Origin of the sequence: Canibacter zhoujuaniae (assembly GCF_011752005.1) — a bacterium.
GTDB classification, from domain to species: domain Bacteria; phylum Actinomycetota; class Actinomycetes; order Actinomycetales; family Microbacteriaceae; genus Canibacter; species Canibacter zhoujuaniae.
Map to the genome: position 1 here is coordinate 495,330 of NZ_JAAIJZ010000001.1, position 25,121 is coordinate 520,450.

The window sequence follows — 25,121 nt, forward strand, 5'->3', positions numbered from 1 at the left end:
GCTGTCGCAGGAGGTAGCTATGTCCACTCAGCTCGAGCAAACAAAGCTCTCCGAACTGAAGTGGTTGCGTCAAGTGGCTGGCGAGATGGCACAGCTTTCTGTGCGGCGTATGCAGACAGAACTGCCCTGGTTTGCCGGCACGCCATCCCGGCGCCGCCAACTGCTAACAGTCGTAGTGCAATCAGGTATCGACTCTTTTATTCACTGGTACGAGAATCCAAACGACTTTAAGCAGGTAACGGGCCTAATTTTTGGTAACGCACCGCGAGAGTTGCTGCAATCAGTGAGCCTCCAGCAAACCCTTCAAATGACTCAGATCGTGGTCACTGTGATTGAAGAACGTGTTGCCAAAAAGAGCCCCGCTCTGCGCGAGACGACACTGCTATTCAGCCGCGAAGTTGCTTTTGCTGCCGCGCAGGTTTATGCGCGTGCCGCAGAGGTGCGGGGCTTGTGGGATGCACGTCTTGAAGCGCTGATAGTAGATTCGATTATCACCGGCACCTCAGATGATGAGCTGCCGAGTCGCATTGCAGCACTCGGCTGGAACGGTCAGGGTGAGGCGGCGGTTGTGGTTGGCTCAGCCGATCGCAGTCTCGATATTGATGAGTTGCGGCGTGAAGTGCGCAAACACCACTGTGATGTTTTAATAGGGCTGCAGGGCACGCGATTAGTGCTTGTGCTCGGCGTGCTTGAAAAGCAGGATGAACCCACAGCATCGCAGCGATTTAAGTCACTCACAAACGATCTCAAACAGTTCTTTACCGATGATCCGATTGTGCTCGGCCCCACCGTAGAATCACTTGTAAAGGCGCACATCAGCGCTCGCGCAGCACTCAACGGCATAACCGTAGCCGCCGCAAGATCCGAAGTGCACTACCCCATACACGCCGATGATCTACTCCCAGAACGGGTAATCGCCGGCGATCCGCTCGCAAAACAAACTCTGCTCTTGCGCGCATACAAGCCACTTTCAGAAGCCTCAGGCGAGCTGCTGCCAACACTGCGCACATATCTCGCGCAGGGTCGCTCACTAGAAGCAACCGCGCGGGTGCTATACGTGCACACTAATACGGTGCGCTACCGTTTGAAACGAATCTACGAACTTATCGGGTGGCAGCCCACCGAAGCTCGCGACGCATTCACGCTGCACACTGCGCTGGTGCTTGGGGAGATCAGCCAGATGCCGCGCAAAAAGATGAGCAGCGCAAACAACCGTCATACATTGTAGATAACCTCTAACAATTTCTAAAATCTTTAGCCTTAAATTGCTAAGTTTTTCAGGGAGTATCTGTAAAACTAGTTATGTGATTGTCATTGCATGCCCCGGTCAGGGGTCTCAAACACCAGGTTTCCTCAGCGAGTGGCTAAAAGATGCGTCTTCGGCTGCTTGGCTGCGTGAGGTTTCAGAACAGATCGGCATAGACCTAGTGCAGCACGGCACCGAAAGCGACGCAGAAACCATTCGCGCCACGAACATTGCGCAACCACTGATTGTCGCTGCCGGCGTGCTCACAATCAATAAGCTCAACTCAGAGCTTGACAGGCTTGATCCGACTCTCGCACAGAAAATCAAAGAGCAGCTTGTTTTTGCAGGCCATTCTGTGGGCGAAATTACCGCGGCCTACGGTGCCGGAATATTCGACGCGGAAACCGCCGTCCGTTTTGTTTCGCTACGCGCAAACGAAATGCAGAAGTGCGCTGCTGTCGCCGAAACAGGGATGGCTGCTGTTTTAGGCGGAGAAGAAAATACAGTGCTCGAAAAGCTCACCGAACACGGTCTGGCTACGGCTAACTACAACGGCGGCGGTCAGATTGTTGCTGCGGGGCTGGTTACCGGTGTTAAGGCTCTTACAGCTGATCCTCCTGAAAAAGCACGTGTGATCCCGCTTCAGGTGGCCGGCGCCTTTCACACAGAGGTGATGAGCGGCGCGCGTGAAACACTTTCTGCAAACCGCAATCAGTTTGCCGCTAACGATCCGGTGTATCCAATTCTCACAAACAAGGACGGATCAGCAGTTACCAACGGAAAAGAATATCTTGATCTGCTAGTACACCAGGTTGCTGCGCCGGTGCGCTGGGATCTGTGCATGAAGACACTCGCCGAGCAGGGCGCAAAACTGTTTGTCGAGTGCGCACCAAGCGGTGCACTCGCGGGTCTTGCACGCCGCGGCTTAAACGGAGTGCAAACCGAAAAAATTAACAGTCCTGACGATGTAACCGCGCTTGTAGCAGAACTAGCAAGCACAGCCGCAGCTTAAACACGGTGATCGAGTTAGAGAGAAGTAGCATGACACTAACACTGAAGCAAACAAACGGACCTAAGGGTTCCGAGATCCTTGCTATGGGCGCCGCCCGCGGGGAAAACACGGTCGCCAATGATGATCTGGTTGCTGCAATCGACTCTTCAGATGAGTGGATTCGGCAGCGCACCGGAATCGTCACCCGCAAACGCGCAGGTAAAGATGTTCTTGCAGTCGATCTTGCGACCGCTGCGGCACAGGAGGCGATTGCAAAATCAGGTATCGACCCGAGCAAAATCGACCTGGTAATTGTCGCAACCATTAGTAACGTGCAGCAAACGCCATCAATAGCAACTGTGCTCGCCGATCGAGTTGGCGCAACTCCGGCCGCGGCAATTGACGCCAACGCTGCATGCGCCGGCTACTGCTACGCGATCGGGCAGGCTGACTCTTTAATTCGTGCGGGGCAGGCAACATACGCCCTTGTTGTTGGCGCAGAAAAACTGTCTGACCTTGTTGACCCCACCGACCGCACTATTTCATTCCTATTGGGTGATGGCGCTGGCGCAGCAGTGCTTGGCCCGACAGACAATCCAGGTATTAGCGCGAGTGTTTGGGGTTCCGACGGGGGGCGTGCGGGTGCAGTGGGCATGAACGCAACGCTCACGGAGTTCCGTGATGGTGTTGCTGAATGGCCAACCCTCCGCCAAGACGGCCCGAGCGTCTTCCGCTGGGCAGTGTGGGAGATGGCAAAAGTGGCCAGGGAGGCTCTCGAAACCGCCGGTGTTACCGCAGAAGATCTAACGGCGTTCGTTCCCCACCAAGCGAATATGCGTATTATTGACGAATTTGCAAAGCAGCTTGGTCTGCCAGACCATGTTCTTATTGCGCGCGATATTGCAGAAACCGGCAACACTTCCGCTGCATCAGTTCCGCTGGCAATGCACCGCCTCCTTGAGGAGCATCCAGAAGCTTCCGGCGGGCTCGCACTGCAGATCGGTTTTGGCGCAGGGCTTGCATACGCGGCACAGGTAGTACGCCTGCCGTAAAATTAAAAAGCTTGGGTTTGAGAAAGCTCAGACTCAATAAATTAAAGGAGAAATCAAATGGCACTTAGCAACGAAGAGGTACTTGCTGGCCTCGCAGAGCTGATCAACGACGAAACTGGCATCGCGCCAGAGGTTGTGGCTCTCGAAAAATCATTCCAGGATGACCTTGACATCGACTCAATCTCAATGATGACCATCGTCGTTAACGCTGAGGGCAAGTTTGGCGTTAGCATCCCAGACGATGAGGTTAAGAACCTCAAGACTGTTGGCGATGCGGTTAACTACATCGTGAACGCATCTTAAATACAGTTCAATCTAATTGATGTGCCGAAGTGGCAGTCACTTGATTAGTGACTGCCACGGCGCACATATTTAAGACTTTTATTGCACACCTTCCCATAACTTTTACTGCACAGCTGGAGAAAAAATTGACCAAGATAGTAGTTACAGGTATCGGTGCGACCACCCCACTCGGAGGCAATGTTAGGGATACCTGGGCCGCCTTGAATGCTGGAAAGTCTGGTGTGCAAACACTTACCCATCCGTGGGTTGAGCAATACAATCTACCTGTGCGATTTGCGGCTGAGGCGCTTGTGCGCCCGGAAGAGGTGCTCGAGCGGCCCGTCGCAAAACGTCTCGACCCTGCAAGCCAGTTTGCCCTCATAGCAGCTATGGAGGCATTCGCAGATGCGGGAAGCCCAGAGGTCGCCCCTGAACGTTTCGGAGTTGACTTCGCAACCGGTATCGGCGGTGTCTGGAGTCTGCTCAATGCGTGGGATACGCTGCGCGAGAGCGGCCCCCGTCGTGTTATGCCAATGACTGTGCCCATGCTGATGCCCAATGCAGCATCCGCAGCAATCTCTATGCACTTCGAAGCTCGTGCATACGCGCACACAGTCGCTTCCGCCTGCGCTTCGAGCACTGAATCTATCGCTAACGCACTGCAAAATCTGCGCGCGGGTAAAGCCGACATTGTGATTGCCGGCGGCACTGAGAGCGCAATTCACCCAATCACAGTCGCCTCATTTGCCTCGATGCGCGCGCTTTCAACCCGCAATGATGACCCGGCAACAGCGTCACGCCCATACGCGGTCGACCGTGACGGCTTCGTGATGGGTGAGGGCGCTGCTGCTCTCGTACTCGAAACAGAAGAACACGCAAAAGCGCGCGGCGCAAAAATTTACGCTGAGCTTGCTGGCGGCGGTGTAACAGCCGACTCTTACCACATCACCGCAAACGACCCTGAAGGCCGTGGCGCTGCACGCGCTGTCACACTCGCACTGCAGCAGGCTAACGCAACGGCAGATGATGTCACTCACATCAACGCTCACGCAACCAGCACACCAGTGGGCGATATTGCTGAATACACTGCGTTAAAGCGGGTATTTGGTGAGCGTGTGAACGAGATTCCGGTCTCTGCCACTAAAGGCGCAACCGGGCACCTGTTGGGCGGCACCGGCGCGCTTGAAGCAGTGTTTACAGTGCTCGCCCTCGGCGACCGCCAGGCCCCGCCAACTATCAATACAGGCACGCAGGATCCAGAAATCCCGCTCACCATCAGCGATCAGCGGCTGCCGCTGGGAGATGGCCCACAGCTTGCGATTAGCAACAGTTTCGGGTTCGGTGGGCACAATGCGGTGGTTGCGTTCCGCAGCGTCTAATGTCCTTTGTAAAGCACGCTCTGATCTCGCTTCTAACTCTCGGTGACGCCTATGGGTCACAGCTTGGAAGCGAGATTTTGTGTCGCAGCGGGCACAAGCTAAACACCGGTCAGATTTATTCAACACTCGACCGTCTCCAGAGCGAAGGCCTTGTAACAACAACTGGCGCAACAGCCGACGGTTTGCAGCTGCTTAGCGTGACTGAGGCTGGAGCTCAAGCAGTACACAACTGGGCAAAAACTCCCGCAGAGTCGTATACAGACATGGTTGCAAAAGTTAGCCTGCTGGCTACTGTCGACGCCCAGCTGTTTGCTACCGCTGTGCGGGTGCAGCGAGATTACTGGGTAGCTAAAGACAACAGTTTTGAATTGCAGCACGGCAATAATTATCCGCATCAGGTGTTTACGGAAGAAGCAACAACTCTTCTGGCAGGCGCAGCTTTTGCATGGCTGTCACACGCTGAAAAAATCGGGGCTGCGCCGCTACCATTAAACGCCGAACGCCCTAAACGCGGCCGTCCAAGCACAAAAAAGCGGCCGCCAAGTTTTACATAAACTTAAGCGGCCGCTTCCTGCTAACTATTAGCCGTTCACAACCTCATTAGCCACCCGATCCGCTTCAGCCACCGCTTCGCTAACCGGCCGCTGACCTAAGAACATTTCACGCATAATCGGCATAAACACCTCAGCAGCTTCATTAAATTTGGTGCCGGTCACCGGCTCAATTACTGTTTGATCAGCCGCTACCACTAGAGCAGAGATGTCAACACCAGCCGCACTCCAGAATGACTGGAACGCATCGCCTGCTTCACTCACCGCTGGGAATGCGACGCCAGCCTCACCGAACGGACGGTTACCAGCTGCAGTGCTTAGATACTTTGCAAAAGCCTTTACTGCTTCATCATTTGCGCTTGCCGCATTAATCAGAGCTGACACTCCTGGGGCTACAGTAACCGCCCCAGCATCACCTGCTGGAAGTGGTGCGATCCCCCATTCGAAGCTCACACTGTCGTTCACGTTTGTCAGGTTGTAGGTGCCAGACTGGAACAGCGCCATGCGCCCCTGCAGGAAGGCGTCGCGTGAAAAATCACCGTTGTTGTTGGTGTCAGCAGCAGGCGGCGCAACATGATAGGTGTCTACCAAATCTACGATATATTTAAACGCTGCTTCGGTCTCAGGTGTTGAGAAGGTGAACTGTTCACCGTTTTGGAAGGTGCCACCGTTTGAACCGATAAATGGCAGCAGGATCGCCTGTATATCCCAGGCAGAGTTAAAACCGTACTGCACAACATTATTCGCATCGAATTCAGGATCTAGCGCGTTACGGCCGGCGCTATCTTTGGTTAGTTTCTGCAGCAGCGGCAGCAGAGTGTCTTCACCGCCGGTCGCACTCCACTTCAGATTTTGTAGCTCAGCCGGATCAACTCCAGCCTCCTTCAGCAGATCCGCATTGTAGAACAGCCCAATGCCACCGTCAAAAATTTGTGGGATGCCGTAGAGCTCTCCCTTGGAAGAGTACTGATCCACCACTGCAGGCACGAAGCGTGCCGCAGCATCCTCTCCGATCACATCTTTTACAGGAGCAACCTGACCGGCGGCAACATAGGCGGCAAAGTTAGCGCCATTAAGCCAGAAAATATCCGGCCCCTGACCGGCGGCAACCTCCTGGCGCAAACCTGAGAAGTAGTCAGCCCACGGAACTGTTTCAACCTCAACATCGATGCCGCTGTTTTGTGCCTCAAAGTCTTCAGCAATCGTCCTATAGACAGCTGCCGCATTCTCATCCCACAGTCGTAAAGTCACAGTTTGAGAGTCGCTCGCACTGTTACCGCCATTTGCGCAACCGGCAAGCACTAGGGCTGCAGAGGCGGCGACAGCGCCCACAGCCAATCGACGTTTGTTAGTCATTGAAATTCCTTTCGCGAAAGATCACATACGGTGCAACAACGCAGCTTTATCTCTTATTCCCCGCTTTAAAACTTTTTTCGGAGTATCAGCAGCGGGTCAGCAAAACAGTCGTTTCAACTAGGGCGCAACACGCCCGACGGTAACCGAGCGCACAAGCTGTCGATGAAAAAGCAGCAGCAGCACAATAAGCGGCAGCACGGCAATGACAGAGGCTGCCATCACCAGCCACCACTGGGAATTATGTTCAGACTGCAAAGCAATCGTGGCTACCGTAACTGTGCGAGATCCGCTCAATGGCGAAATCATGAGCGGCCACAAAAAGTTATTCCAATGACTCACAAAAGTGATAACGGTCAGAGTTGCAGTTATCGGTTTCGCGTTCGGCACAATTATCTGCCACAAAATCCGCCAGTGCCCTGCACCGTCGAGCATAGCTGCGTCAGTAATCTCTTTCGGAATTTCTTGGAAAAACTGTCGCAGCAAAAAAACCGCGTAGGGGCTGACGAACGCAAACGGCAGCACGATGCCCCAGAAAGAATTGCGCAAACCAAGTTGCGCCATCATCAAAAATAGGGGGATAAAAACCACCGCAGCGGGGATCATCATCGTCGCAAGGTAGAGCCAGAATAAAACATCGCGACCTTTAAATCGCAAACGCGCAAAAGCATAGGCTGCAAGAATACTCGTAAATATTTGGCCCGTTGCTGTCACTAAAACCACACCGCTGGTAACCAAAAGCGCGTTCGTAAAATCTGTTGTGGTAAAAAGCCGCACGTAGTTTTCAAACGTGACAGGGCTTGGCAGGTCAAGCGGCTGGCCGGTAACAAACTGTGATTGGGTTTTCAGCGATCCGCTAAGTGCAATTAGAAAGGGCGATACCGCCAACACAGCGGATACCAATAGCAGTGCGTATGCCAGTGTATTTGCGCCAAATCGTTTTGCGCTCTTAGTTTGCATAGCTCGTCCTCCGCGCAAAATACTGCTGCTGCCCTACCGTTATCAGCACCAGAATCAACATCAGAATCAGAGCCATTACGGATGCGTGACCCACTGAGAATTTTTCGAACGCTTCGTAATAAATACGGCCTGCGATAACATCAGTCGTTCCGCGGGGGCCGCCGTTCGGGGTGAGCGCATAAGCTATGTCGAAAACTTGAAAGCTAGAGATTACTCCTGTGGCGAGCACAAAGAACATAGTCGGGCGCAAAAGCGGCAGCGTCACCGACCACAGGGTGCGGATCGGGCCTGCTCCATCAAGCATCGCCGCATCATAAACCTGCGGATCTATAGCCTCCAGCCCGGCGTAGAAAAATAGCGCGACGTAGCCTACTGACTGCCACACAGCGACAGTGGCCACCGCAGGAAGCGCAAGTGAGGGGTCGTTGAGCCAGTCAATCCGCTGCCCCAGCAGCTGATTTAGAATGCCGTCAGAGTAACCGAGAATCCAGCGCCAAATAACACCGACAGCAAGCGGAGCACTCACCCAGGGCATTAAGATCAACACCCGCAGCCACGCTGTGCCCGGCAGGTTGCGTCGCATTGCGAGCGCGACAAGCAGGCCAAGACAGGTTTGGATCGGGATCACCAATGCCACAAACAGAATCGTGATCCCGAGTGAGCGCCACAGGGTGCTGTTGCTAAACAGCCACTCATAGTTGTCGAAGCCGACAAAAGTGATAGGCCCTAACAGGTTCCATTCGTGAAAGCTGAGCCAGATAATCAGAAAGATTGGGGCAATCAGAAACAGAAACAGCGCAATTAGGCTCGGTGCTAGAAATGTGTAGCCAACAGTAGACTCAATGCGGCGCTGCGCGTTGAGTGTGCGGGCTGATTTCATAACTGCTATCTTATTGGCGGCCGACCTTAATATTTTGTGGGTTCGCTGTCGGCGTTATTGAGATTTTAGTTTTGTTTAGCGATCTCTAGCCATTTTAAGGCAAGGGTGTTCCAGCGTTCTTCGAGCTCAGCGTCTTTCTCAGTCACTTCCTGCACCAGCTGCTCTGGGGTTTTTCGGGTGTGCTGTTTGAGATCTTCGTCAGCACCCGGTTCAGCAGCCCACGCTGCAGCTGATTCGCTGTTAGCTTCTGGGTGAAATTGGAGGCCCCATGCGCTCTCACCCACTCGGAATGCTTCAACCTCACAGTTATCGCTCTCCATTAGAGTGACAGCGTTTGGGGGTAGTTCTGTCACCTCAAGAAAATGCCACTGCATAGCTTCTAGAGGTTCTTTGCGGGTGTTAAGCACTGAAATGAGCGGATCGTTTGCGCCGGCACTATTCACACGAACTTCATGAATACCGATCTCGGGTGTCTTAGCCTCGTTAACTTTGCCGCCTGCAGCTTCGGCCAGGATCTGCCCACCAAGACAAACTCCAAGGTATGGAATATTCTTCTCGAGTGCTTCCTTAACCAGTTTGTGTGTTTGTTTTAACCACGGCGCTTTATCAAATTCGCTCGGGCCTGGGGTGCCACCCATCACAATCAGCGCGTCACACTCGGCAAGAGTTTCCGGTAGCTCTCTACCAGCACCAGGACCAACTGTCTTAAGCTCGGCACCGGCGCTTCTCAAAGCCTTGCCCAGCATGTGAACACGACAGTTTTCTTGGTGTTCCACTACCAATATTTTCAATCCTGCTCTCCTTTGAAACTCCGGTGACACGATCAACAATTAATTTACTTTATTTATTGGAAACCCACTAACCTGACGCTGCGCAATATTAATTTTGCGCTACTATTATCGAGGTGCGTTTTTCAAAACGTTCCGGTTGGGGCGTTAGCTCAGTTGGTCAGAGCAAAGGACTCATAATCCTTGGGTCGCGGGTTCAAGCCCCGCACGCCCTACAAACAGCAGCTTTATGTGGTGCACTAAAATTCTATGTCGGGTGTTTTTGGTTGCAGCAGCCGAGCATATTCGAGCTCTCTAATCGTCCTGCAGTGCATCCTTACCAACCTGGGGATGGAACTTTGCTATGCCAAAAACTCCGAGCATTGCGATAAGCCCCGATATGGAAAAAATTAGTGCCGCCCAGATTGGCGCATGCTGCGCCTCGCCGAGCACAATAATCCCGATTAGCACAGCGACAATCGGGTCTATCACGGTAAGACCTGCAATAACCAAATCGGGCGGCCCGGATGAGTGCGCATTCTGCACATAGATCATGCCTAAAACAGCCCCCAAGATAAGCGCTCCCAAGGCAAGCCACGTGAGAAAACCAAACTCTCCCTGTTGAATTCGAGAAATCACGGTCTTCGCAAAAGTTGCAACAAAACCGTAGAGAATACCGGCCCCGACAATATAGAGCAGTGCGTTCGGCCGGTGTCTCAGCGCAATGAATGCTGACACAAGGGAGGCTACAACAACCGCAAAAATCACCAAAATGATAATGAGCTGCATCTCAGAGACCTGCACGTCGTGAGCGGTCATCGCCGCCGTCGCAACGAACACAAAAATCCCCAGCACGCAAAAGGAAATAGCAACTCTGACGCGTTTGGGAATAACCACACCCGTAAATTTTGCGTTCAAGACCGCCGTCACAACCAGCGCAACAACGCCAAGCGGTTGCACCACGATCAGCGGAGACAGCGCAAGAGCAACCATTTGCAGACCCACAGCAAGCCCAAGCGCTCCTGTTCCGAAAAGCCAGCTCGGTCTGCGCAGCAGCTGCCCTAAGTGTGCGCCTGACAGGCCAGAGGAAGCGCTTTTGCGGGTAATCCGCTCTACTTTATTAAGACCTATCGACTGATACTGGGTGCCGATAGACATCAGCACTGCACCGGCAAGCGCAATGGGAATACCCAGTAACTGTAGACCGCTGAATGCAAGCGTTGATTCCAAAATCGAGCCTAACCACGCATCACACGCACAAGCTCTTCAGCCGCGCGTGCAACCTCATCGTTTACTATCTCTACGTCAAATTCTTGTGCTGCTGCAAGCTCTACACGAGCTGTAGCTAGCCGCCGCTCCTGCTCCTCTTTACCCTCTGTGCCGCGACCTGTAAGGCGCCGCACGAGCTCTTCCCAGCTGGGCGGTTTTAGAAACACCAATCGTGCTGCTGGTTCTGCTTTGCGCACCTGCCGCGCTCCCTGCAGATCGATCTCAAGCAGCACGAGAAATCCTGCTGCAGCTGCCTCTTCAATCGGTTTGCGCGGTGTGCCGTAACGATGTGTGCCGTGCACTGTCGCCCATTCCAGCAGCTCATTATTGGCCAGCATCCGGTCAAAATCTTCGTTACTCACAAAGAAATAGTGTTCACCGTGTATTTCACCCGGGCGCGCAGGTCTGGTTGTTGCGGAGACCGACAGTTTTACCTCAGGGTAGTTTTCTTTGATGTAGGAAACAACTGTGCCCTTACCGACGGCGGTTGGCCCGGCAAGCACGGTTAGGGGTGGTGCTTTGCGGATCCCAGCGCGCTCAGACAGCCACGCAGTCAGTCGCTGCTGCTGCAGTCTGCCAAGCCCGCCAAGGCGTTTGCGCGGTGAAATTTGCAGCTGGTTGAGCACACGCTCAGCTTTGACTCTGCCGATTGCGGGCAGGGCCATCAAAAATTCGGTAACGCGCAGACTTGCAGCCGCAGCATTTCCCTGCCCGGCCAACTGCAGCACGCGCAACTCGCTTATCTCACCGGTCACCATCTGCTGTTTCAATTCAGCACGCGCTTGACGCGCTGCAACCGCCGCTCTGCTCGCAGCTTTCCGATCAACTTCTGGCATCTGCATTTTAACTCAGCGCCTCCCCTACCTCAGCTGCACGCACCCGCACCCGCTCGGCCAGTCTGTCGGGATCTCCCGCGAGCACACCACGTGACTCGTTTGAAATAAGCCCCTCCGCAAGAGAGCCAAAAATATCTTTTGCTCGCTCGAGTTTTGCACCTTGGGCCCCAAATCCCGGCGCCAAAATAGGTAGGATGGGATGCTCTCCACGTGACAGCGCGGTATCAATCTCAAAATCCGCCAGCTGCAGTGTGGCACCCAACACAACACCAACCGCACCCACACCGGCTGTTAGAGCAAGCTCATCAGCGGCATTAAACTGCTGCGCCTCACGCACAATACTCGACGCAACGGTTAAATTGTCAGCACGGCGCGCCTGTTGCAGGGTTCGTGCTTCAGGGTTGCTGGTTGCGGCCAGCACAAAAAGCCCCTTGCCGTGCTCTCGCACAAGTTCCAGCCCGCCGTTAAGCGATCCGAACCCCTGATAAGCAACAGCGGTCATTGCATCTGCTTCGAGCGGGCTGCCCGGCATCAGCCATGCTTCCGCATATGCTGCGAATGTTGATCCGATATCCCCGCGCTTAACATCGGCGATAATCGGTAAACCCGCTTCTCGCGCGGCAGCAAATACCTGTTCGAGTGCGCGATAGCCAGCGCTGCCAAACCGCTCAAAGAAAGCAATTTGTGGTTTCACTGCGACAGCAGCTCCAGCGGCTGCCTCAACCACCCGAAGCCCGAAGTCGCAGGCACCCTGTGCGGTATCGTTAAGCCCCCACTCTTGTAAGAGAAAACGGTGCGGATCGATGCCGACACAAAGATGCTTGCCCTGCTTAAGCCCGGCAGCTAGCGCTTGCACAAACGTCACTTTAGGCGCCTCGTTTCGCTTGGCGTTCTGCTTCGTATTCCTGCAGGGACATCACGTCGAACGGTTTCTGCTGCGCTCCAAGGGCTGACACCGCAGCAGACAGCTCAGACGCTGTTGTGAAGATCGGCTTATCGGCGGTTACTGTCGCAGCACGAATCTCGTAGCCGTCTGCGCGTTCTGCCTGGCCGCTTGGGGTGTTGATCACCATATCAACCTCGTTACGCTCTATTAACTGCACGATATCAGGCGCATCAGATTTACTCTGAGAAACCTTCCGCACTGTCTGGGCGGGCACCCCGTTTCGCGCAAGCACAACCTGGGTGCCTTGGGTAGCCAAAATCTTGAATCCCATTTCGTGCAGGCAGCGGGCACTCAGCACGATCTCCCGTTTATCGCGATCCGCAACAGAGATAAACACTGTGCCGCTCATTGGGAGCGCGCTTCCTGCTGCAGTCTGCGCTTTTGCAAACGCGGTCGGGAAATCGCGATCCATCCCCATAACCTCACCGGTTGAGCGCATTTCTGGGCCGAGCAGGGAGTCAACGCTCTTCCCATCGGCGCGCCGGAAGCGCTTGAACGGTAGCACCGCTTCTTTCACCGCGACAGGCGCATCAATCGGAGCGTTAGCGCCGTCCTTCTCCGGCAGCAATCCGCAGGCTATGAGATCAGCGATGCTCTCCCCCGCCATAATGCGTGCAGCCGCCTTCGCCAGTGGAATACCCAGCGCCTTAGAAACAAACGGCACTGTGCGGCTGGCACGCGGGTTTGCCTCAATCACAAACAGCTGACCCTGTGCGATCGCAAACTGCACATTCAAAAGACCGCGCACACCAATACCGCGTGCGATTGCTTCCGTTGCCCGACGCACCTCCTGAATCTGACCGTGCCCGAGGGTGACCGGCGGCAGGGTGCAGCTTGAGTCGCCTGAGTGCACACCCGCCTCCTCGATGTGCTCCATCACACCACCCATGTAAAGGGTTTCACCGTCAAAGAGAGCATCAACGTCAATTTCGGTAGCGTCATCAAGGAAGTGATCAACCAGCAGCGGATGCCCAGGGCCCACCAGCGCGTGTTCTTTAATGCGCTCAAAATAGTCTTGCAACCCCGCGGTTGAGTAAATAATCTCCATGCCGCGCCCGCCGAGCACGAATGACGGCCGCACCAGCACGGGGTATCCGATTTCTTCAGCAACCTTAATTGCCCCAGCCTCAGTTGTGGCGGTGCCATGGCGTGGCGCGAGAAGCCCAGCCTGCTCAAGGATCTCACCAAACGCCCCGCGCTCCTCGGCAAGATCAATTGCCTCCGGCGTGGTGCCAAGAATCGGAACACCAGCGTCTTTCAGCGGCTGCGCGAGACCGAGAGCGGTCTGGCCGCCGAGCTGCACAACAACACCGAGCACTTCGCCAGACTGCTGCTCAGCATGGATCACTTCGAGCACGTCTTCAAGAGTTAGCGGTTCAAAGTAGAGCCTGTCTGAAGTGTCGTAGTCGGTTGAGACTGTCTCCGGGTTGCAGTTGACCATCACAGTCTCATAGCCCGCCTCACTCAGCGCGAACGAGGAGTGCACACACGAATAGTCAAACTCGACGCCCTGCCCGATACGGTTGGGGCCGGAGCCTAGAATAATGACTTTCTTGCGATCGCTCGGCGCAACCTCAGTCTCAAAATCATATGAGCTGTAGTGGTATGGGGTCAGCGCCGGAAACTCACCGGCACAGGTATCAACGGTTTTAAACACCGGACGCAAGCCGAGACCGTGCCTAAGGCCGCGGATCTCAGCCTCAGTTGAGCCACGCAGCTGCGCTATTTGCGCGTCACTAAAACCGTGATTCTTCGCCTCACGCAGCACCTCTTCATCTAGTTTCGGTGCGCTCTTAACCAGCTCTGCTACTTCGTTAATAAGTTGTATCTGGTCAAGGAACCACGGATCAATGTCGCAGGCAGCATAAACATCAGCGATGCTTGCGCCAAGACGCAGCGCCTGCTGCACTGCGATGATTCGACCATCGGTTGGGCGTTTGATCTCCTCTAAAAGCTCTGCAACTGAGCGAGTCTCTGCGCCCCAGTGGAATGATGAACCACGCTTTTCGAGTGAGCGTAGCGATTTCTGCAGCGCGGTTGTGAAGTTGCGCCCGATAGCCATCGCCTCACCGACAGACTTCATAGTGGTTGTGAGGGTGTCATCAGCTGCCGGGAACTTCTCAAATGCAAAGCGCGGCGTCTTCACAACGATGTAGTCGATTGTTGGCTCAAAGCTTGCCGGAGTTTTTTGGGTAATATCGTTTGGAATCTCATCCAGACGGTAACCGATTGCAAGCTTTGCAGCGATCTTGGCGATCGGGAAGCCGGTTGCTTTCGATGCCAATGCTGAAGAGCGCGAGACGCGCGGATTCATTTCAATGACGATAACGCGCCCGGTCTGCGGATCGATTGCGAACTGAATGTTGCACCCGCCGGTGTCAACACCAACACGACGAATAATGTCAATGCCGATATCGCGCAGGTTTTGGAACTCACGGTCGGTGAGAGTCAGCGCTGGTGCAACGGTAATTGAATCACCTGTGTGCACCCCAACCGCATCTACGTTCTCAATTGAACACACAACAACGGTGTTATCAGCCTGGTCTCGCATCAGTTCGAGCTCATACTCTTTCCAACCGAGAATTGATTCCTCGAGCAGCACTTCGCTGGTTGGGCTGTAGTGCAGCCCGTCACCTGCGATACGCACAAGATCTTCCTCAGTGTATGCGAAACCAGAGCCCAGGCCACCCATTGTGAATGAGGGCCGCACAACAAGCGGGTAGCCAAGATCTTTAGCCACCTCTTTTGCTTCTTCAAGTGTGTGCACAATAGCTGAGCGCGCAACATCAGCACCGGCCGCGAGCACAAGATCCTTAAACAGCTGACGATCTTCGCCACGCTGAATTGCCTCAACATTAGCTCCGATGAGCTCTACACCGTGTTTATCAAGAATGCCGCGTTCGTGCAGCTCGATTGCAGCGTTCAGCGCGGTCTGCCCACCGAGTGTCGGCAGAATAGCATCCGGCTTTTCCTTAATAATTATTGACTCGATAACCTCTGGGGTGATCGGTTCAACGTAGGTCGCATCGGCAAAATCCGGGTCGGTCATAATCGTTGCGGGGTTTGAGTTAATGAGGATAACTCGCACTCCCTCGCTGCGCAGCACACGACATGCCTGGGTGCCTGAATAGTCAAACTCACACGCTTGGCCAATTACGATCGGGCCAGAACCGATAACAAGAACTGAATTAATGTCGGGACGCTTTGGCATTATTTGCTCTCGCTTTCGGTTGCGGCTGGAACACTCACGTTTGGCTTGAATTCTGTGTCAGGATCTGCTGCACGACCCTGCCGGGCGAGCACCAGCTGACGGAAACGGTCAAAGAGGTAGAAGGCGTCGCGTGGGCCACTCGCCGCCTCTGGGTGATACTGCACACTGAAAGCAGGAATATCGAGGCACTCAATGCCCTCGACAACATCATCGTTAAGGCTGACGTGGCTGACGCGCACCCGCCCGAAACCCGCTGGTGAGTTGTGCTCACCGTCGGCTGTCAGAGCTACCGCAAAACCGTGGTTCTGCGCTGTAATTTCCACCTTACCGGTCTTCGTATCAAGCACCGGCTGGTTAATACCGCGGTGCCCGAACGGCAGCTTGTAGGTGTCAAAGCCGAGCGCGCGGCCGAGCAGCTGGTTACCAAAGCAGATACCAAAATATGGAATTCCGGTCTTTAGCATCTCTTTCAGCAGCTCAACCTGTGCGTCGCTCGCGGCAGGATCTCCCGGCCCGTTTGAATAAAAGAGCGCGTCAGGAGCAAGCTCTTTTATTTCTTCCACCGTAGTGCTCGCCGGGAGCACCACAACATCGAATCCGTGTGCGGCAAGATAGTTGATAGTAGCGCTCTTCACACCAAGATCGAGCACGGCGATAGTGCCAATTTTTTCGACCTCAGCTGCGGCAGCTACCTCGTAGCGCTCCGGCGTTGTCACAACCGCAGATAGATTCTTGCCCGCCATTGGCTCCTGATCCACCACAATATCGAGCTGCTCGGCCGCATCTAGATCATAATCAGCACCGGAAAACACACCGGCTTTCATCGATCCGACAGAGCGAATGTGTCTGGTTATTGCGCGCGTATCAACACCAGAAATACCAACGATACCGTTTTCTACTAGCTCCTCATCGAGTGACTTTTCAGCGCGATAGTTTGACACCCGGCGCGCGGGGTCACGCACAACAAAACCCGCAACCCAAATTTTGCGCGACTCCATATCTGTTTTGTTAGCACCGGTGTTACCGATGTGCGGCGCAGTCATGAGCACAATTTGACCAGCGTATGAGGGATCGGTGAGGGTTTCCTGGTATCCGGTCATCCCGGTTGTGAACACTAACTCGCCGAGAGTGCGCCCCGTAGCACCGTATGCACGACCCTCATAGCGGGTTCCGTCCGCTAGCACTAGCACGGCTTTTCCGTTTGGAACTGTTTCAGCCGGAGGAGCAAATGTTTCTAACACGCTACGGTTTCCTTCTTCTTTATGATGTTTTCGAGCAGGGCAACAGCTGTTTCCTGCTCTTCAGTTGTTGTAAACCTAATATGAGTTTCGACTCTCTTGTCTGGCTCACCCCAGGAAATAACCACCAGACCTGCGGCTTCCACCGCTTTTGCGATCGATGTTCCTGTCAGTGACACACCAGTAATCGGTGCGAGAGTGGTCGGATCTTCGCCGGCGACCTGGAGCACCGCACCCGATTCGGCGATTACGAACCTCGCCCAGCCTCGATATTTAAGACCGGGTGGCAGCACTCGTTCACGACGGTCTGCTGCATCTGTGGTCACGACGTAGAAAACTCGCTCAAAAATTTTTACCGGCTCACCGATTGTTCCGGTAAATCGCGGTAGCGCCTCGCCACTGATGCTGCGTTTGCGCCAGCCAAACCACATGCCTGCAAGCGCCAGCACCACAATGCCAGCACACACAATCACATTGATGCTATAACCGTTCATCAGAGGTCTACGACCTCACCGTTATCGCAGGTGATAACACCGTGCCGGATGGTTGTGTGAATCCTGGCTGGAAGCTCCATGCCAAAGTATGGACTGTTCACACTGCGGCCGCGCAGATCCTGTTCCCCAAATGAGCGTGTGCCGGCCGGATCCACCAGCACAAGATCAGCTATTTCGCCAGCCGCAAGCTGCTTTGGATGCTCGTCGTAAGAACCGATTTCTGCTGGTTTCTGACTCAATAGCTGCTCCAGCTTTGCCCAGCTGATGTGCCCCGGTTTGATCAGCGAAAGCACCGAGATAGGCAGTGCCGACTCCAAACCAACCATGCCAAAAGCGGCTGTGTCCCACTCGCACTCTTTTGCTTCTGCCGGGTGTGGGGCATGATCGGTTGCGATAATGTCGATCACCCCAGCGGCTACAGCACGCCGTAGCGCCTGCACATCCTCTTCACGACGCAGTGGCGGATTCACCTTATAACGCGGATCATATGAGCGCACAAGATCCTCAGTCAAAATTAGATGGTGCGGAGTCACCTCGGCGCTAATCTTCACACCACGCTCTTTTGCCTGGCGCACCACCTCAACCGAGCCCGCTGTCGAGAGGTGGCAGACGTGCAGACGCGCATCAAGGTGCTCAGCAAGTAAAGCATCGCGCGCAATGATTGATTCTTCGGCAACCGCTGGCCAGCCTGCAAGCCCCAGCTCGCTCGACAGCTCGCCCTCGTTCATCTGTGCGCCCTCTGTCAGGCGCGGATCCTGCGCATGTTGCGCAATCACACCGTCAAAGGTGCGCACATACTCCATTGCACGCCGCATCAGGAGGGAGTCGTGCACACACTTGCCGTCGTCACTAAACACACGCACTTTGGCGCGAGACTCAGCCATCGCACCGATTTCAGAGAGTTTCTCACCGGCAAGATCTTCGGTTACCGCGCCAATTGGTCGCACAGTTGCGTATCCTGCGCGCTCACCGAGCGCCTGCACCTGCTCAACAACTCCGGCAGTGTCTTGCACAGGTGAGGTGTTGGCCATTGCGAAGACTGTTGTGAAACCTCCGGCAGCTGCGGCGCGGGTGCCCGTGTAGACGGTTTCTGACTGTTCAAAACCGGGTTCACGTAAATGAGTGTGCAGATCGACAAAACCGGTAAAAGCGATCAAACCGCTTGCATCAATGACACGCTCGTTTTCTGCTGCCTCAAGCCCAGCAGCTACCTCAGTAATTCTGCCGTCAGCGATCCGCAGATCAACGCCGTTCCCTGTTAGCGGTTGCTCGCCCTTCTCGGTCAGCTCGCTGGCCAGGTGCGCGTTTTTAATTAAAATCTTTGTGGCGTTTGTCTCCGACATTATGCTTCCTTTCCTGCGAGCAGCATGTAGAGCGCGGCCATCCGCACACTCACACCGTTTGCTACCTGTTCGAGCACGGTTGATTTGGCTGAATCTGCTGGGGCAGACGAGATCTCCAGGCCCCGGTTCATCGGCCCCGGATGCATCACCAGCGCGCTGTCTTTAAGTTTGGCGAAGCGGCTGTCATCCAGCCCCCACTGCCTGGAATATTCGCGGACGCTCGGGAAAAACGCATCGTGCATGCGCTCCCCCTGGATACGCAGCATCATCACAACATCCGGCTTGGCTGCAAGCGCACGATCAAGTGAGGTCTCTAGCGCAACGGGCCATTTCTCAGCACCATAGGGAAGCAGTGTTTTGGGCGCCACAAAAGTTACCGCAGCACCGAGGGTGTTTAACAGCCACAGATTTGAGCGAGCGACGCGCGAGTGCAGAATGTCTCCGACGATTGTGACGGTAACGCCGTCCAAACCTTTGCCGCGGGCACCAGCGCCGTGCAGCCGTCTGCGCATTGTGAACGCATCAAGCAGCGCCTGGGTTGGGTGCTCGTGTGTGCCATCTCCGGCGTTCATAACACCGGCGTCTATCCAGCCGCTAGTTGCAAGTCTGGCCGGCGCCCCCGATGCCCAGTGGCGAATGACCACACCGTCTGCGCCGATAGCTTGCAGTGTCTGCGCGGTATCCTTCAGAGACTCTCCTTTAGACACTGAAGAGCCTTTGGCACTGAAGTTAATAACGTCAGCACTCAACCGTTTTGCCGCTGCTTCAAACGAGATCCTGGTGCGGGTTGAATCTTCAAAAAACAGATTCACAACAGTTTTGCCACGCAAAGTTGGGAGCTTCTTCACTTCACGCTGCTGTGTGTCTGCCATATCTTCTGCGATATCGAGCAGCGTAATAGCTTCTTCACGGCTGAGCTCAGCGGTGTGCAAAAGGTGCCGCATTAGTCTGCCACCTCCTGCTCACCGATAAGCACTTCGTCAACGCCGTCAGTTTCCATAAGGCGCACCCGAATGCGCTCAGTCTTCGCGCTCGGCAGATTTTTTCCAATAAATTCGGCGCGGATCGGCAGCTCACGATGCCCCCGGTCAACCAACGCTGCAAGCCTTACCACGGCGGGACGACCGTGATCGTTCAAGGCGTCGAGCGCTGCGCGCACTGTGCGCCCTGAGTAGAGCACATCATCAACCAGCACAACAGTCTTACCGTCAAGTGCCACATTGGGCATCTCTGTTGGTTTCGGGGTGAGCGTGCGATGCTTGGCCAGGTCATCGCGATACATCGTGACGTCCAGCACTCCGACCGGCACATCTACACCTTCGATGCGCGAGATAACCCCTGCAATGCGGTGCGCTAAATAGGCACCTCGGGTCGGGATACCCACCAAGATAAGATCAGCGGCACCCTTGTTTGATTCAATAATTTCGTGCGAGATGCGCGTCAGAGCACGCTGCATCTCGGCACTTTCAAGCACCCTACGCAAAATAGGCCCCTTCTCTGCCTCACAGGACAGTAGTTAAAGAAGATCTATATTCAGTTTAGCTGATGTTTTTCCCCGGTCAAACACGAAAATAGCGTGCTGTAAAATGTTTTAGCCCACGCTGGATGGCTGCCCTGAAGAGCTGTTAGAGCCTTCCAAAACTAGGCTCTGTTACAGCTCTGCGAGCAGCGCTATGCGCCCCAAGACACCGTTGACAAACTTGCCCGAGTCTTCTGTCGAGAGCTCTTTTGCAAGATCCACCGCTTCGTCGATCGCGACCGGCGTTGGCACCTCTTCATTAAACAGAATCTCCCAGGCTGCAACGCGCAGAATCGCACGATCCACATGCGGCATGCGGTCTAGCGTCCAACCGTTTGCGCTGCTAGTGATCTTTTCGTCGATCTCTTCCTGGTGTGCAAGCACACCCTGGACAATCTGTTCCGCATACAGCCATGATGCACGCCGCTCTGGTTCGTGCACCGCGCGCATTCCTTCAGTCGCAAGCACTTCTGACAGCGGCTGCCGCAGCACATCGGCTTGAAAAATCATGTTTAAAGCACGATTGCGTGCTTTAGTTCTCGCTCCCACGTTAACGCTTAGTCGGTTGCGCGGCCGAGGTATTCGCCGGTGCGGGTATCAACTTTAACTTTGGTGCCGGTCTCCAAAAATAACGGCACTTGAATTTCAGCGCCCGTCTCAACTGTCGCTGGCTTGCTGCCACCTGTTGAGCGGTCACCCTGCAGCCCAGGCTCGGTGTATGTAATCTCAAGCACAACAGATGCCGGCAGGTCGATGTAGAGCGGTGCTCCCTCATGCATTGCGATGGTTACCTGCTGATTTTCCAGCATGTAGTTTTCTGCATCGCCCACAATGTTGGAGCTAACGTTAATCTGGTCGTAGTCAGCCAGATCCATGAACACGAAATCTGCGCCATCACGGTAAAGATACTGGTAGTCGCGACGATCAACCAGTGCAGTCTCGATTTTTGCGCCAGCGTTATAGGTCTTGTCAACCACTTTGCCGCTAACAACGTTCTTCTGTTTGGTGCGCACAAACGCACCACCCTTACCGGGCTTCACATGCTGAAATTCAACTACACTCCACAGCTGACCGTTTTCTTTAATAACGGTGCCGTTCTTAATGTCATTAGTGGTTGCCATTGCGCGGCTCCTTGCTGCCTAGATTTGAGACTTAACCTGTCCATTCTAACGGATTCATGACAGATAAAACCGAGTGTCACCCGAAGATTCGACAGCCGCAGCTCGCTAGGATTATGCCTATGCATATGCTTCCCAGAATTCTATTTCATATCTTCCGTGGACGCACAAAATCTAAGCTCGGCTTGTTCGACGTTGCCAAAGCACGATTTCGTGTGTGGCCAACCGACCTTGACATTCTTGTCCACATGAACAACGGTAAATATCTCTCCGTGCTGGATAGCGCCCGCATCGAATACACTATTCGATCGGGTTTCTGGGATATTTTTAAGCAGCAGGGCTGGTACACAGTTGTTGGAGCCCAGACGATTTCGTATCGCAAATCATTAGACCCCTTTCAAAAATTCTCGATCGAAACGCGAGTAATTGGTTTTGATGAACGCGCTTGCTACATTGAGCAGCGATTTCTTAGGAAGGGCGAGATCTATGCGCGCGCATACATCCAGGCACGCATCTTAAGAAAGAGCGGCGGCACAGTTTCAATGCAGGAACTAGGCGAGGTGGGCAACTTTGATGTTACCGCGCACCCAATTCCAAAAGAGCTTGCCGCATGGGCAAACGCTGTGCGCTTACCCTCCACTCGCACACCCGCGCCAAGCATCTGGGATTAGCCTAACGCCTCCTGTGCACAGAGCTAACAGCTCTTAGAGCCTAACGGAGAATTATTGCGTTAAGCTGCAATCTCATCGTAGGCAAAGCGCAGCAGCGACTGATCCACCCCGGCAAGCACCCGGGGCTTAGCAATATCGTCAAGCACAATAAAACGCAGCATGCCCGCACGTGCTTTTTTGTCCCGCTGCATTGTTGCGAGCAGCCCCTCCCAACGCCCAGCAGGGTATGTCAGAGGCAGCTCAAGCGCGCCGAGAATACTGCGATGGCGATCCACAACCGCATCGCTGAGGTGCCCGGCTAAGCGACCCAGTTCAGCGGCATAAACCATGCCGATTGAGATTGCGGCACCGTGCCGCCACTGGTAACGTTCAGCGTGCTCCACCGCGTGCCCGAGCGTGTGGCCGTAATTGAGAATCTCGCGCAAGCCGCCCTCTTTAAAGTCTTCGCTAACGACCCGGGCTTTTACTCCGATAGCCAGCTCCAGGAGTCTTCTAAACTCTGCGCTTTCAGTGTTGGTTGCGGTTTCGACACCCGCCTCAATTGTGTCGAGGATCTCAGGCTCAGCGATAAACCCGCACTTCACAACCTCAGCAAAACCGGTGCGAATCTCGTTAAGCGGCAGCGTATCTAAGTGCGCAAGATCAGCGATCACAGCTTCCGGGGCATAGAATGCGCCAACGAGGTTTTTACCCTCGGCGGTGTTAATTCCTGTTTTCCCTCCCACAGCAGCGTCCACCATGCCGAGCACAGTTGTCGGGATCTGCACAAGCTTGACACCGCGCAACCAGGTTGCCGCAACGAAGCCAGCGAGGTCGGTGACAGCGCCGCCACCAAGACCGATGACCGCATCAGTGCGGGTAAAGTCTGCCTGCCCCATAATCTGCCAGCAAAATGCCGCAACCTCAACGCGCTTTGCACTCTCCGCATCAGGCACCTCCGCTAAGAGTGCCTGGTATCCGCTATCAAGCAGGATCTCGCGCAGCTCATTTGCGATCCGCCCAACCGTGGGGGTGTGAATGATGAGAATCTTGGCAACGCGATCCCCCAGCGCCGCAGGCACTTCGTTTGCTATCGAACGGCCAAGAATTATTTTTGAGGCGGCTTCACCGGTCACTTCAATAACGGTGTTTTCATTACCCATTAGTCGTAGTCTCCCCAACGCTCATCTCGATAATCTGCTGCGCTCGCTAACATGCCGTCACGCTGCAGCCAACACACAATCAGGTTCGTAATGCCTTCTTTAGAGTGTTGGTCTGTTCTGAAAGTGATCTTCGCAGCACCCTCATAAAGTGGGCGCCTCTCTTCAAGAATTCGCGTCCAAGCCCCGGGATCGTCTCGCAAGAGCGGCCGCTTTGACAGGTTCACAGTCCGCATAACTGCTTTTTCAGTTGTCATTAGCAGAATCACCGGGTGGTGTTTCAGAATTTCTCGTGTCTGCGCGTTTAAAAGCGCACCGCCGCCTAACGACACAACTCTCGCCCCCGGCTCTGCAACCTCTCTGGCAACCACTTCTGCTTCGATCCGCCGAAACTCTGCTTCGCCGCGCGTCTCAAAAATCTTCGTGATCTCACCATAGCGCTGCACAATCCGCGAATCAGTGTCGATAAACGGAATCCCCAAGGCTTTGGCAACCCGCTTCCCGATGCTTGTTTTACCAGCTGCCATAGGGCCCACAAAAACAATCGCTCTGCGCGGTAGTTTTGTGCCTGCCGCATTGGTCTTTGGAGGCATCGGAATCGGGCGCGTTGGCGGCGGACCGCTCGGCCGATGCACCCGCCGAGGCATCAGCGAACGCTTATTCATCAGCGCTCTATCTCAGTTCGAAGATTCTCCGGGATCGAGGCAAGATATGCTTCCATATTGCGGCGCACTTCTGCCACACTATCGCCACCGAACTTCTCACTTACCGCGTCTGCGAGCACCAATGCCACCATCGCTTCTGCAACAACACCGGCAGCGGGAACCGCACACACGTCGCTGCGCTGATGGTGGGCAGTTGCAGCCTCGCCGGTCGCAACGTCAACAGTCGGCAGTGCTTTCGGCACAGTAGCAATAGGTTTCATAGCTGCACGCACTCGCAGCACCTGGCCGGTGCTCATGCCGCCCTCAATACCGCCGGCACGACCGGTTTCGCGCTGCAGCGGCGTGCTGGCGTCTGGATTCACTGTCAGCGGATCGTGAGCAACTGAGCCACGCCGTCGCGCGGTTTCAAAACCGTCTCCCACTTCAACGCCTTTGATCGCTTGAATGCCCATAAGAGCGCCAGCCAGCCGCGAGTCGAGGCGACGATCCCAGTGCACATAACTGCCGAGCCCTGCGGGCACACCATAGGCGAGCACCTCTACAACACCGCCGACGGTGTCACCCGCTTTTTTAGTGTCGTCTACCTCTGCAACCATTTTTTCGCTGGTTTCAGCATCAAAGCAGCGCAGCGGATCAGCATCGAGGTAGTCCAGATCGCTAAGCCGTGGCAGTGCGCTGTTTTCCGGCACTGCTACCGGGCCGATACTCACAGTGTGACTGACCAGCTCGATACCCAGCTCTAACAGAAAGGCTTTTGCGATTGCCCCCAGCGCCACACGAGCGGCTGTCTCGCGCGCACTCGCCCGCTCTAGCACCGGACGAGCCTGATCGAAACCATATTTTTGCATCCCCGCAAGATCGGCGTGCCCGGGGCGCGGACGTGTCAGAGGAGCCCCCCGCCCGCGGGATTTATCAGTCAGTTCTGTCGCCTCAGCAGCCATCACCTCTTGCCACTTTGGCCATTCGGTGTTGCCAACACGCACCGCTATCGGACTTCCGATGGTGTAACCCTGCACAACACCACCAGCAAAATTAAGTTCGTCCTGCTCAAACTTCATGCGCGAACCGCGACCGTAGCCAAGCTTGCGACGAGCGAGATCGTCTCGCAGAGTCTGCAGTGTCACAGGCACCCCAGCGGGTAAGCCTTCAAGCACAGCAACTAGTTCGGGGCCGTGAGATTCTCCAGATGTAAGCCAACGCAGCATAAGAAC

At 54.8% G+C, this 25,121-nt stretch carries 25 protein-coding genes and 1 tRNA gene; 8 read left to right on the forward strand and 18 right to left on the reverse strand.

The features are described from left to right. Window positions 1-19 precede the first annotated feature (19 nt). The 6 genes from HCR00_RS02290 (at window position 20) to HCR00_RS02315 (ending at window position 5,504) form a co-directional block, all read left to right on the forward strand. Window positions 20-1,228: a PucR family transcriptional regulator gene (locus HCR00_RS02290; RefSeq protein ID WP_166984653.1), complete on the forward strand. Its 1,209-nt coding sequence runs from the start codon at window positions 20-22 to the stop codon at window positions 1,226-1,228. A gap of 76 nt (window positions 1,229-1,304) precedes the next feature. Continuing rightward, window positions 1,305-2,258: an ACP S-malonyltransferase gene (locus tag HCR00_RS02295; RefSeq protein WP_167142362.1), complete on the forward strand. Its 954-nt coding sequence runs from the start codon at window positions 1,305-1,307 to the stop codon at window positions 2,256-2,258. Between the two features lie 29 nt (window positions 2,259-2,287). After that, entirely contained in the window at window positions 2,288-3,289 is a 1,002-nt protein-coding gene (locus tag HCR00_RS02300) for a beta-ketoacyl-ACP synthase 3 (protein WP_166984651.1), read from the forward strand. Window positions 3,290-3,346: 57 nt separating this feature from the next. Then, complete coding sequence (locus tag HCR00_RS02305) at window positions 3,347-3,592, forward strand: acyl carrier protein (protein ID WP_166984650.1); 246 nt, start codon at window positions 3,347-3,349, stop codon at window positions 3,590-3,592. Between the two features lie 125 nt (window positions 3,593-3,717). After that, window positions 3,718-4,950 (forward strand): beta-ketoacyl-[acyl-carrier-protein] synthase family protein, encoded by a 1,233-nt coding sequence (locus HCR00_RS02310; RefSeq protein WP_167142365.1) that lies wholly within the window; start codon window positions 3,718-3,720, stop codon window positions 4,948-4,950. Continuing rightward, entirely contained in the window at window positions 4,950-5,504 is a 555-nt protein-coding gene (locus HCR00_RS02315) for a PadR family transcriptional regulator (protein WP_166984648.1), read from the forward strand. The genes HCR00_RS02310 and HCR00_RS02315 overlap by 1 nt, the downstream gene beginning before the upstream one ends. Before the next feature lie 27 nt (window positions 5,505-5,531). On the opposite strand, the gene HCR00_RS02320 is transcribed toward HCR00_RS02315, so the two are convergent. The 4 genes from HCR00_RS02320 to HCR00_RS02335 form a co-directional block, all read right to left on the reverse strand. Next, window positions 5,532-6,857 carry an ABC transporter substrate-binding protein gene (locus HCR00_RS02320; protein ID WP_167142368.1) on the reverse strand — a complete coding sequence of 442 codons (1,326 nt, stop codon included), beginning with the start codon at window positions 6,855-6,857 and terminating at the stop codon, window positions 5,532-5,534. Between the two features lie 117 nt (window positions 6,858-6,974). Beyond that, the gene (locus HCR00_RS02325) at window positions 6,975-7,814 is read right to left on the reverse strand and encodes a carbohydrate ABC transporter permease (RefSeq protein WP_167142371.1); all 840 of its coding nucleotides are present in this window, start codon (window positions 7,812-7,814) and stop codon (window positions 6,975-6,977) included. After that, window positions 7,804-8,694 carry a carbohydrate ABC transporter permease gene (locus tag HCR00_RS02330; RefSeq protein WP_167142375.1) on the reverse strand — a complete coding sequence of 297 codons (891 nt, stop codon included), beginning with the start codon at window positions 8,692-8,694 and terminating at the stop codon, window positions 7,804-7,806. Before HCR00_RS02330 ends, HCR00_RS02325 begins: the two co-directional genes overlap by 11 nt. 65 nt (window positions 8,695-8,759) lie before the next feature. Next, window positions 8,760-9,470, reverse strand: a complete 711-nt coding sequence (locus HCR00_RS02335) for a type 1 glutamine amidotransferase (protein ID WP_167142378.1) — start codon at window positions 9,468-9,470, stop codon at window positions 8,760-8,762. 153 nt (window positions 9,471-9,623) lie between these two features. On the opposite strand from HCR00_RS02335, the gene HCR00_RS02340 reads away from it, so the two are divergent. Continuing rightward, window positions 9,624-9,697 (forward strand) — tRNA-Ile (locus HCR00_RS02340). A gap of 79 nt (window positions 9,698-9,776) precedes the next feature. Here the strand turns inward: HCR00_RS02340 and HCR00_RS02345 are convergent. The 11 genes from HCR00_RS02345 to efp all read right to left on the reverse strand — a co-directional run bounded on the left by HCR00_RS02345 (window position 9,777) and on the right by efp (window position 21,438). Then, a complete protein-coding gene (locus tag HCR00_RS02345; protein WP_243854503.1) occupies window positions 9,777-10,691 on the reverse strand; it encodes a DMT family transporter in 915 nt (304 codons plus the stop codon). Window positions 10,692-10,699: 8 nt separating this feature from the next. After that, on the reverse strand, window positions 10,700-11,572 hold the full coding sequence (gene gmk / locus HCR00_RS02350) for a guanylate kinase (protein ID WP_166984643.1): 873 nt from the start codon (window positions 11,570-11,572) through the stop codon (window positions 10,700-10,702). Window position 11,573: 1 nt separating this feature from the next. Next, window positions 11,574-12,431: an orotidine-5'-phosphate decarboxylase gene (gene pyrF, locus HCR00_RS02355; protein WP_208317289.1), complete on the reverse strand. Its 858-nt coding sequence runs from the start codon at window positions 12,429-12,431 to the stop codon at window positions 11,574-11,576. A gap of 1 nt (window position 12,432) precedes the next feature. Then, complete coding sequence (carB, locus tag HCR00_RS02360; protein WP_167142381.1) at window positions 12,433-15,723, reverse strand: carbamoyl-phosphate synthase large subunit; 3,291 nt, start codon at window positions 15,721-15,723, stop codon at window positions 12,433-12,435. Continuing rightward, window positions 15,723-16,964 (reverse strand): glutamine-hydrolyzing carbamoyl-phosphate synthase small subunit, encoded by a 1,242-nt coding sequence (gene carA, locus HCR00_RS02365; protein WP_243854504.1) that lies wholly within the window; start codon window positions 16,962-16,964, stop codon window positions 15,723-15,725. Before carA ends, carB begins: the two co-directional genes overlap by 1 nt. After that, window positions 16,958-17,455, reverse strand: coding sequence for a PH-like domain-containing protein (locus tag HCR00_RS02370; RefSeq protein WP_167142384.1), 498 nt, complete (start codon window positions 17,453-17,455; stop codon window positions 16,958-16,960). Before HCR00_RS02370 ends, carA begins: the two co-directional genes overlap by 7 nt. Beyond that, window positions 17,455-18,798, reverse strand: coding sequence for a dihydroorotase (locus HCR00_RS02375; RefSeq protein ID WP_167142387.1), 1,344 nt, complete (start codon window positions 18,796-18,798; stop codon window positions 17,455-17,457). Before HCR00_RS02375 ends, HCR00_RS02370 begins: the two co-directional genes overlap by 1 nt. After that, window positions 18,798-19,742 (reverse strand): aspartate carbamoyltransferase catalytic subunit, encoded by a 945-nt coding sequence (locus HCR00_RS02380; RefSeq protein WP_166984639.1) that lies wholly within the window; start codon window positions 19,740-19,742, stop codon window positions 18,798-18,800. Before HCR00_RS02380 ends, HCR00_RS02375 begins: the two co-directional genes overlap by 1 nt. Continuing rightward, on the reverse strand, window positions 19,742-20,281 hold the full coding sequence (gene pyrR / locus HCR00_RS02385; protein ID WP_166984638.1) for a bifunctional pyr operon transcriptional regulator/uracil phosphoribosyltransferase PyrR: 540 nt from the start codon (window positions 20,279-20,281) through the stop codon (window positions 19,742-19,744). The genes HCR00_RS02380 and pyrR overlap by 1 nt, the downstream gene beginning before the upstream one ends. Before the next feature lie 168 nt (window positions 20,282-20,449). Continuing rightward, window positions 20,450-20,866: a transcription antitermination factor NusB gene (nusB, locus tag HCR00_RS02390; protein WP_166984637.1), complete on the reverse strand. Its 417-nt coding sequence runs from the start codon at window positions 20,864-20,866 to the stop codon at window positions 20,450-20,452. An 8-nt stretch (window positions 20,867-20,874) separates the two neighbouring features. Further along, complete coding sequence (efp, locus tag HCR00_RS02395; RefSeq protein WP_166984636.1) at window positions 20,875-21,438, reverse strand: elongation factor P; 564 nt, start codon at window positions 21,436-21,438, stop codon at window positions 20,875-20,877. A 56-nt stretch (window positions 21,439-21,494) separates the two neighbouring features. Between efp and HCR00_RS02400 the strand changes: the two genes are divergently transcribed. Continuing rightward, window positions 21,495-22,106 carry a thioesterase family protein gene (locus HCR00_RS02400; RefSeq protein ID WP_243854505.1) on the forward strand — a complete coding sequence of 204 codons (612 nt, stop codon included), beginning with the start codon at window positions 21,495-21,497 and terminating at the stop codon, window positions 22,104-22,106. Window positions 22,107-22,165: 59 nt separating this feature from the next. On the opposite strand, the gene aroB is transcribed toward HCR00_RS02400, so the two are convergent. Genes aroB through aroC form a run of 3 tightly spaced genes read right to left on the reverse strand, consistent with a single transcriptional unit; the run spans window position 22,166 to window position 25,115 of the window. Beyond that, window positions 22,166-23,248, reverse strand: a complete 1,083-nt coding sequence (gene aroB, locus HCR00_RS02405) for a 3-dehydroquinate synthase (RefSeq protein ID WP_166984635.1) — start codon at window positions 23,246-23,248, stop codon at window positions 22,166-22,168. Next, window positions 23,248-23,910 carry a shikimate kinase gene (locus HCR00_RS02410; RefSeq protein ID WP_243854506.1) on the reverse strand — a complete coding sequence of 221 codons (663 nt, stop codon included), beginning with the start codon at window positions 23,908-23,910 and terminating at the stop codon, window positions 23,248-23,250. The genes aroB and HCR00_RS02410 overlap by 1 nt, the downstream gene beginning before the upstream one ends. After that, on the reverse strand, window positions 23,910-25,115 hold the full coding sequence (gene aroC / locus HCR00_RS02415) for a chorismate synthase (RefSeq protein ID WP_166984634.1): 1,206 nt from the start codon (window positions 25,113-25,115) through the stop codon (window positions 23,910-23,912). Before aroC ends, HCR00_RS02410 begins: the two co-directional genes overlap by 1 nt. Window positions 25,116-25,121 lie beyond the last annotated feature (6 nt).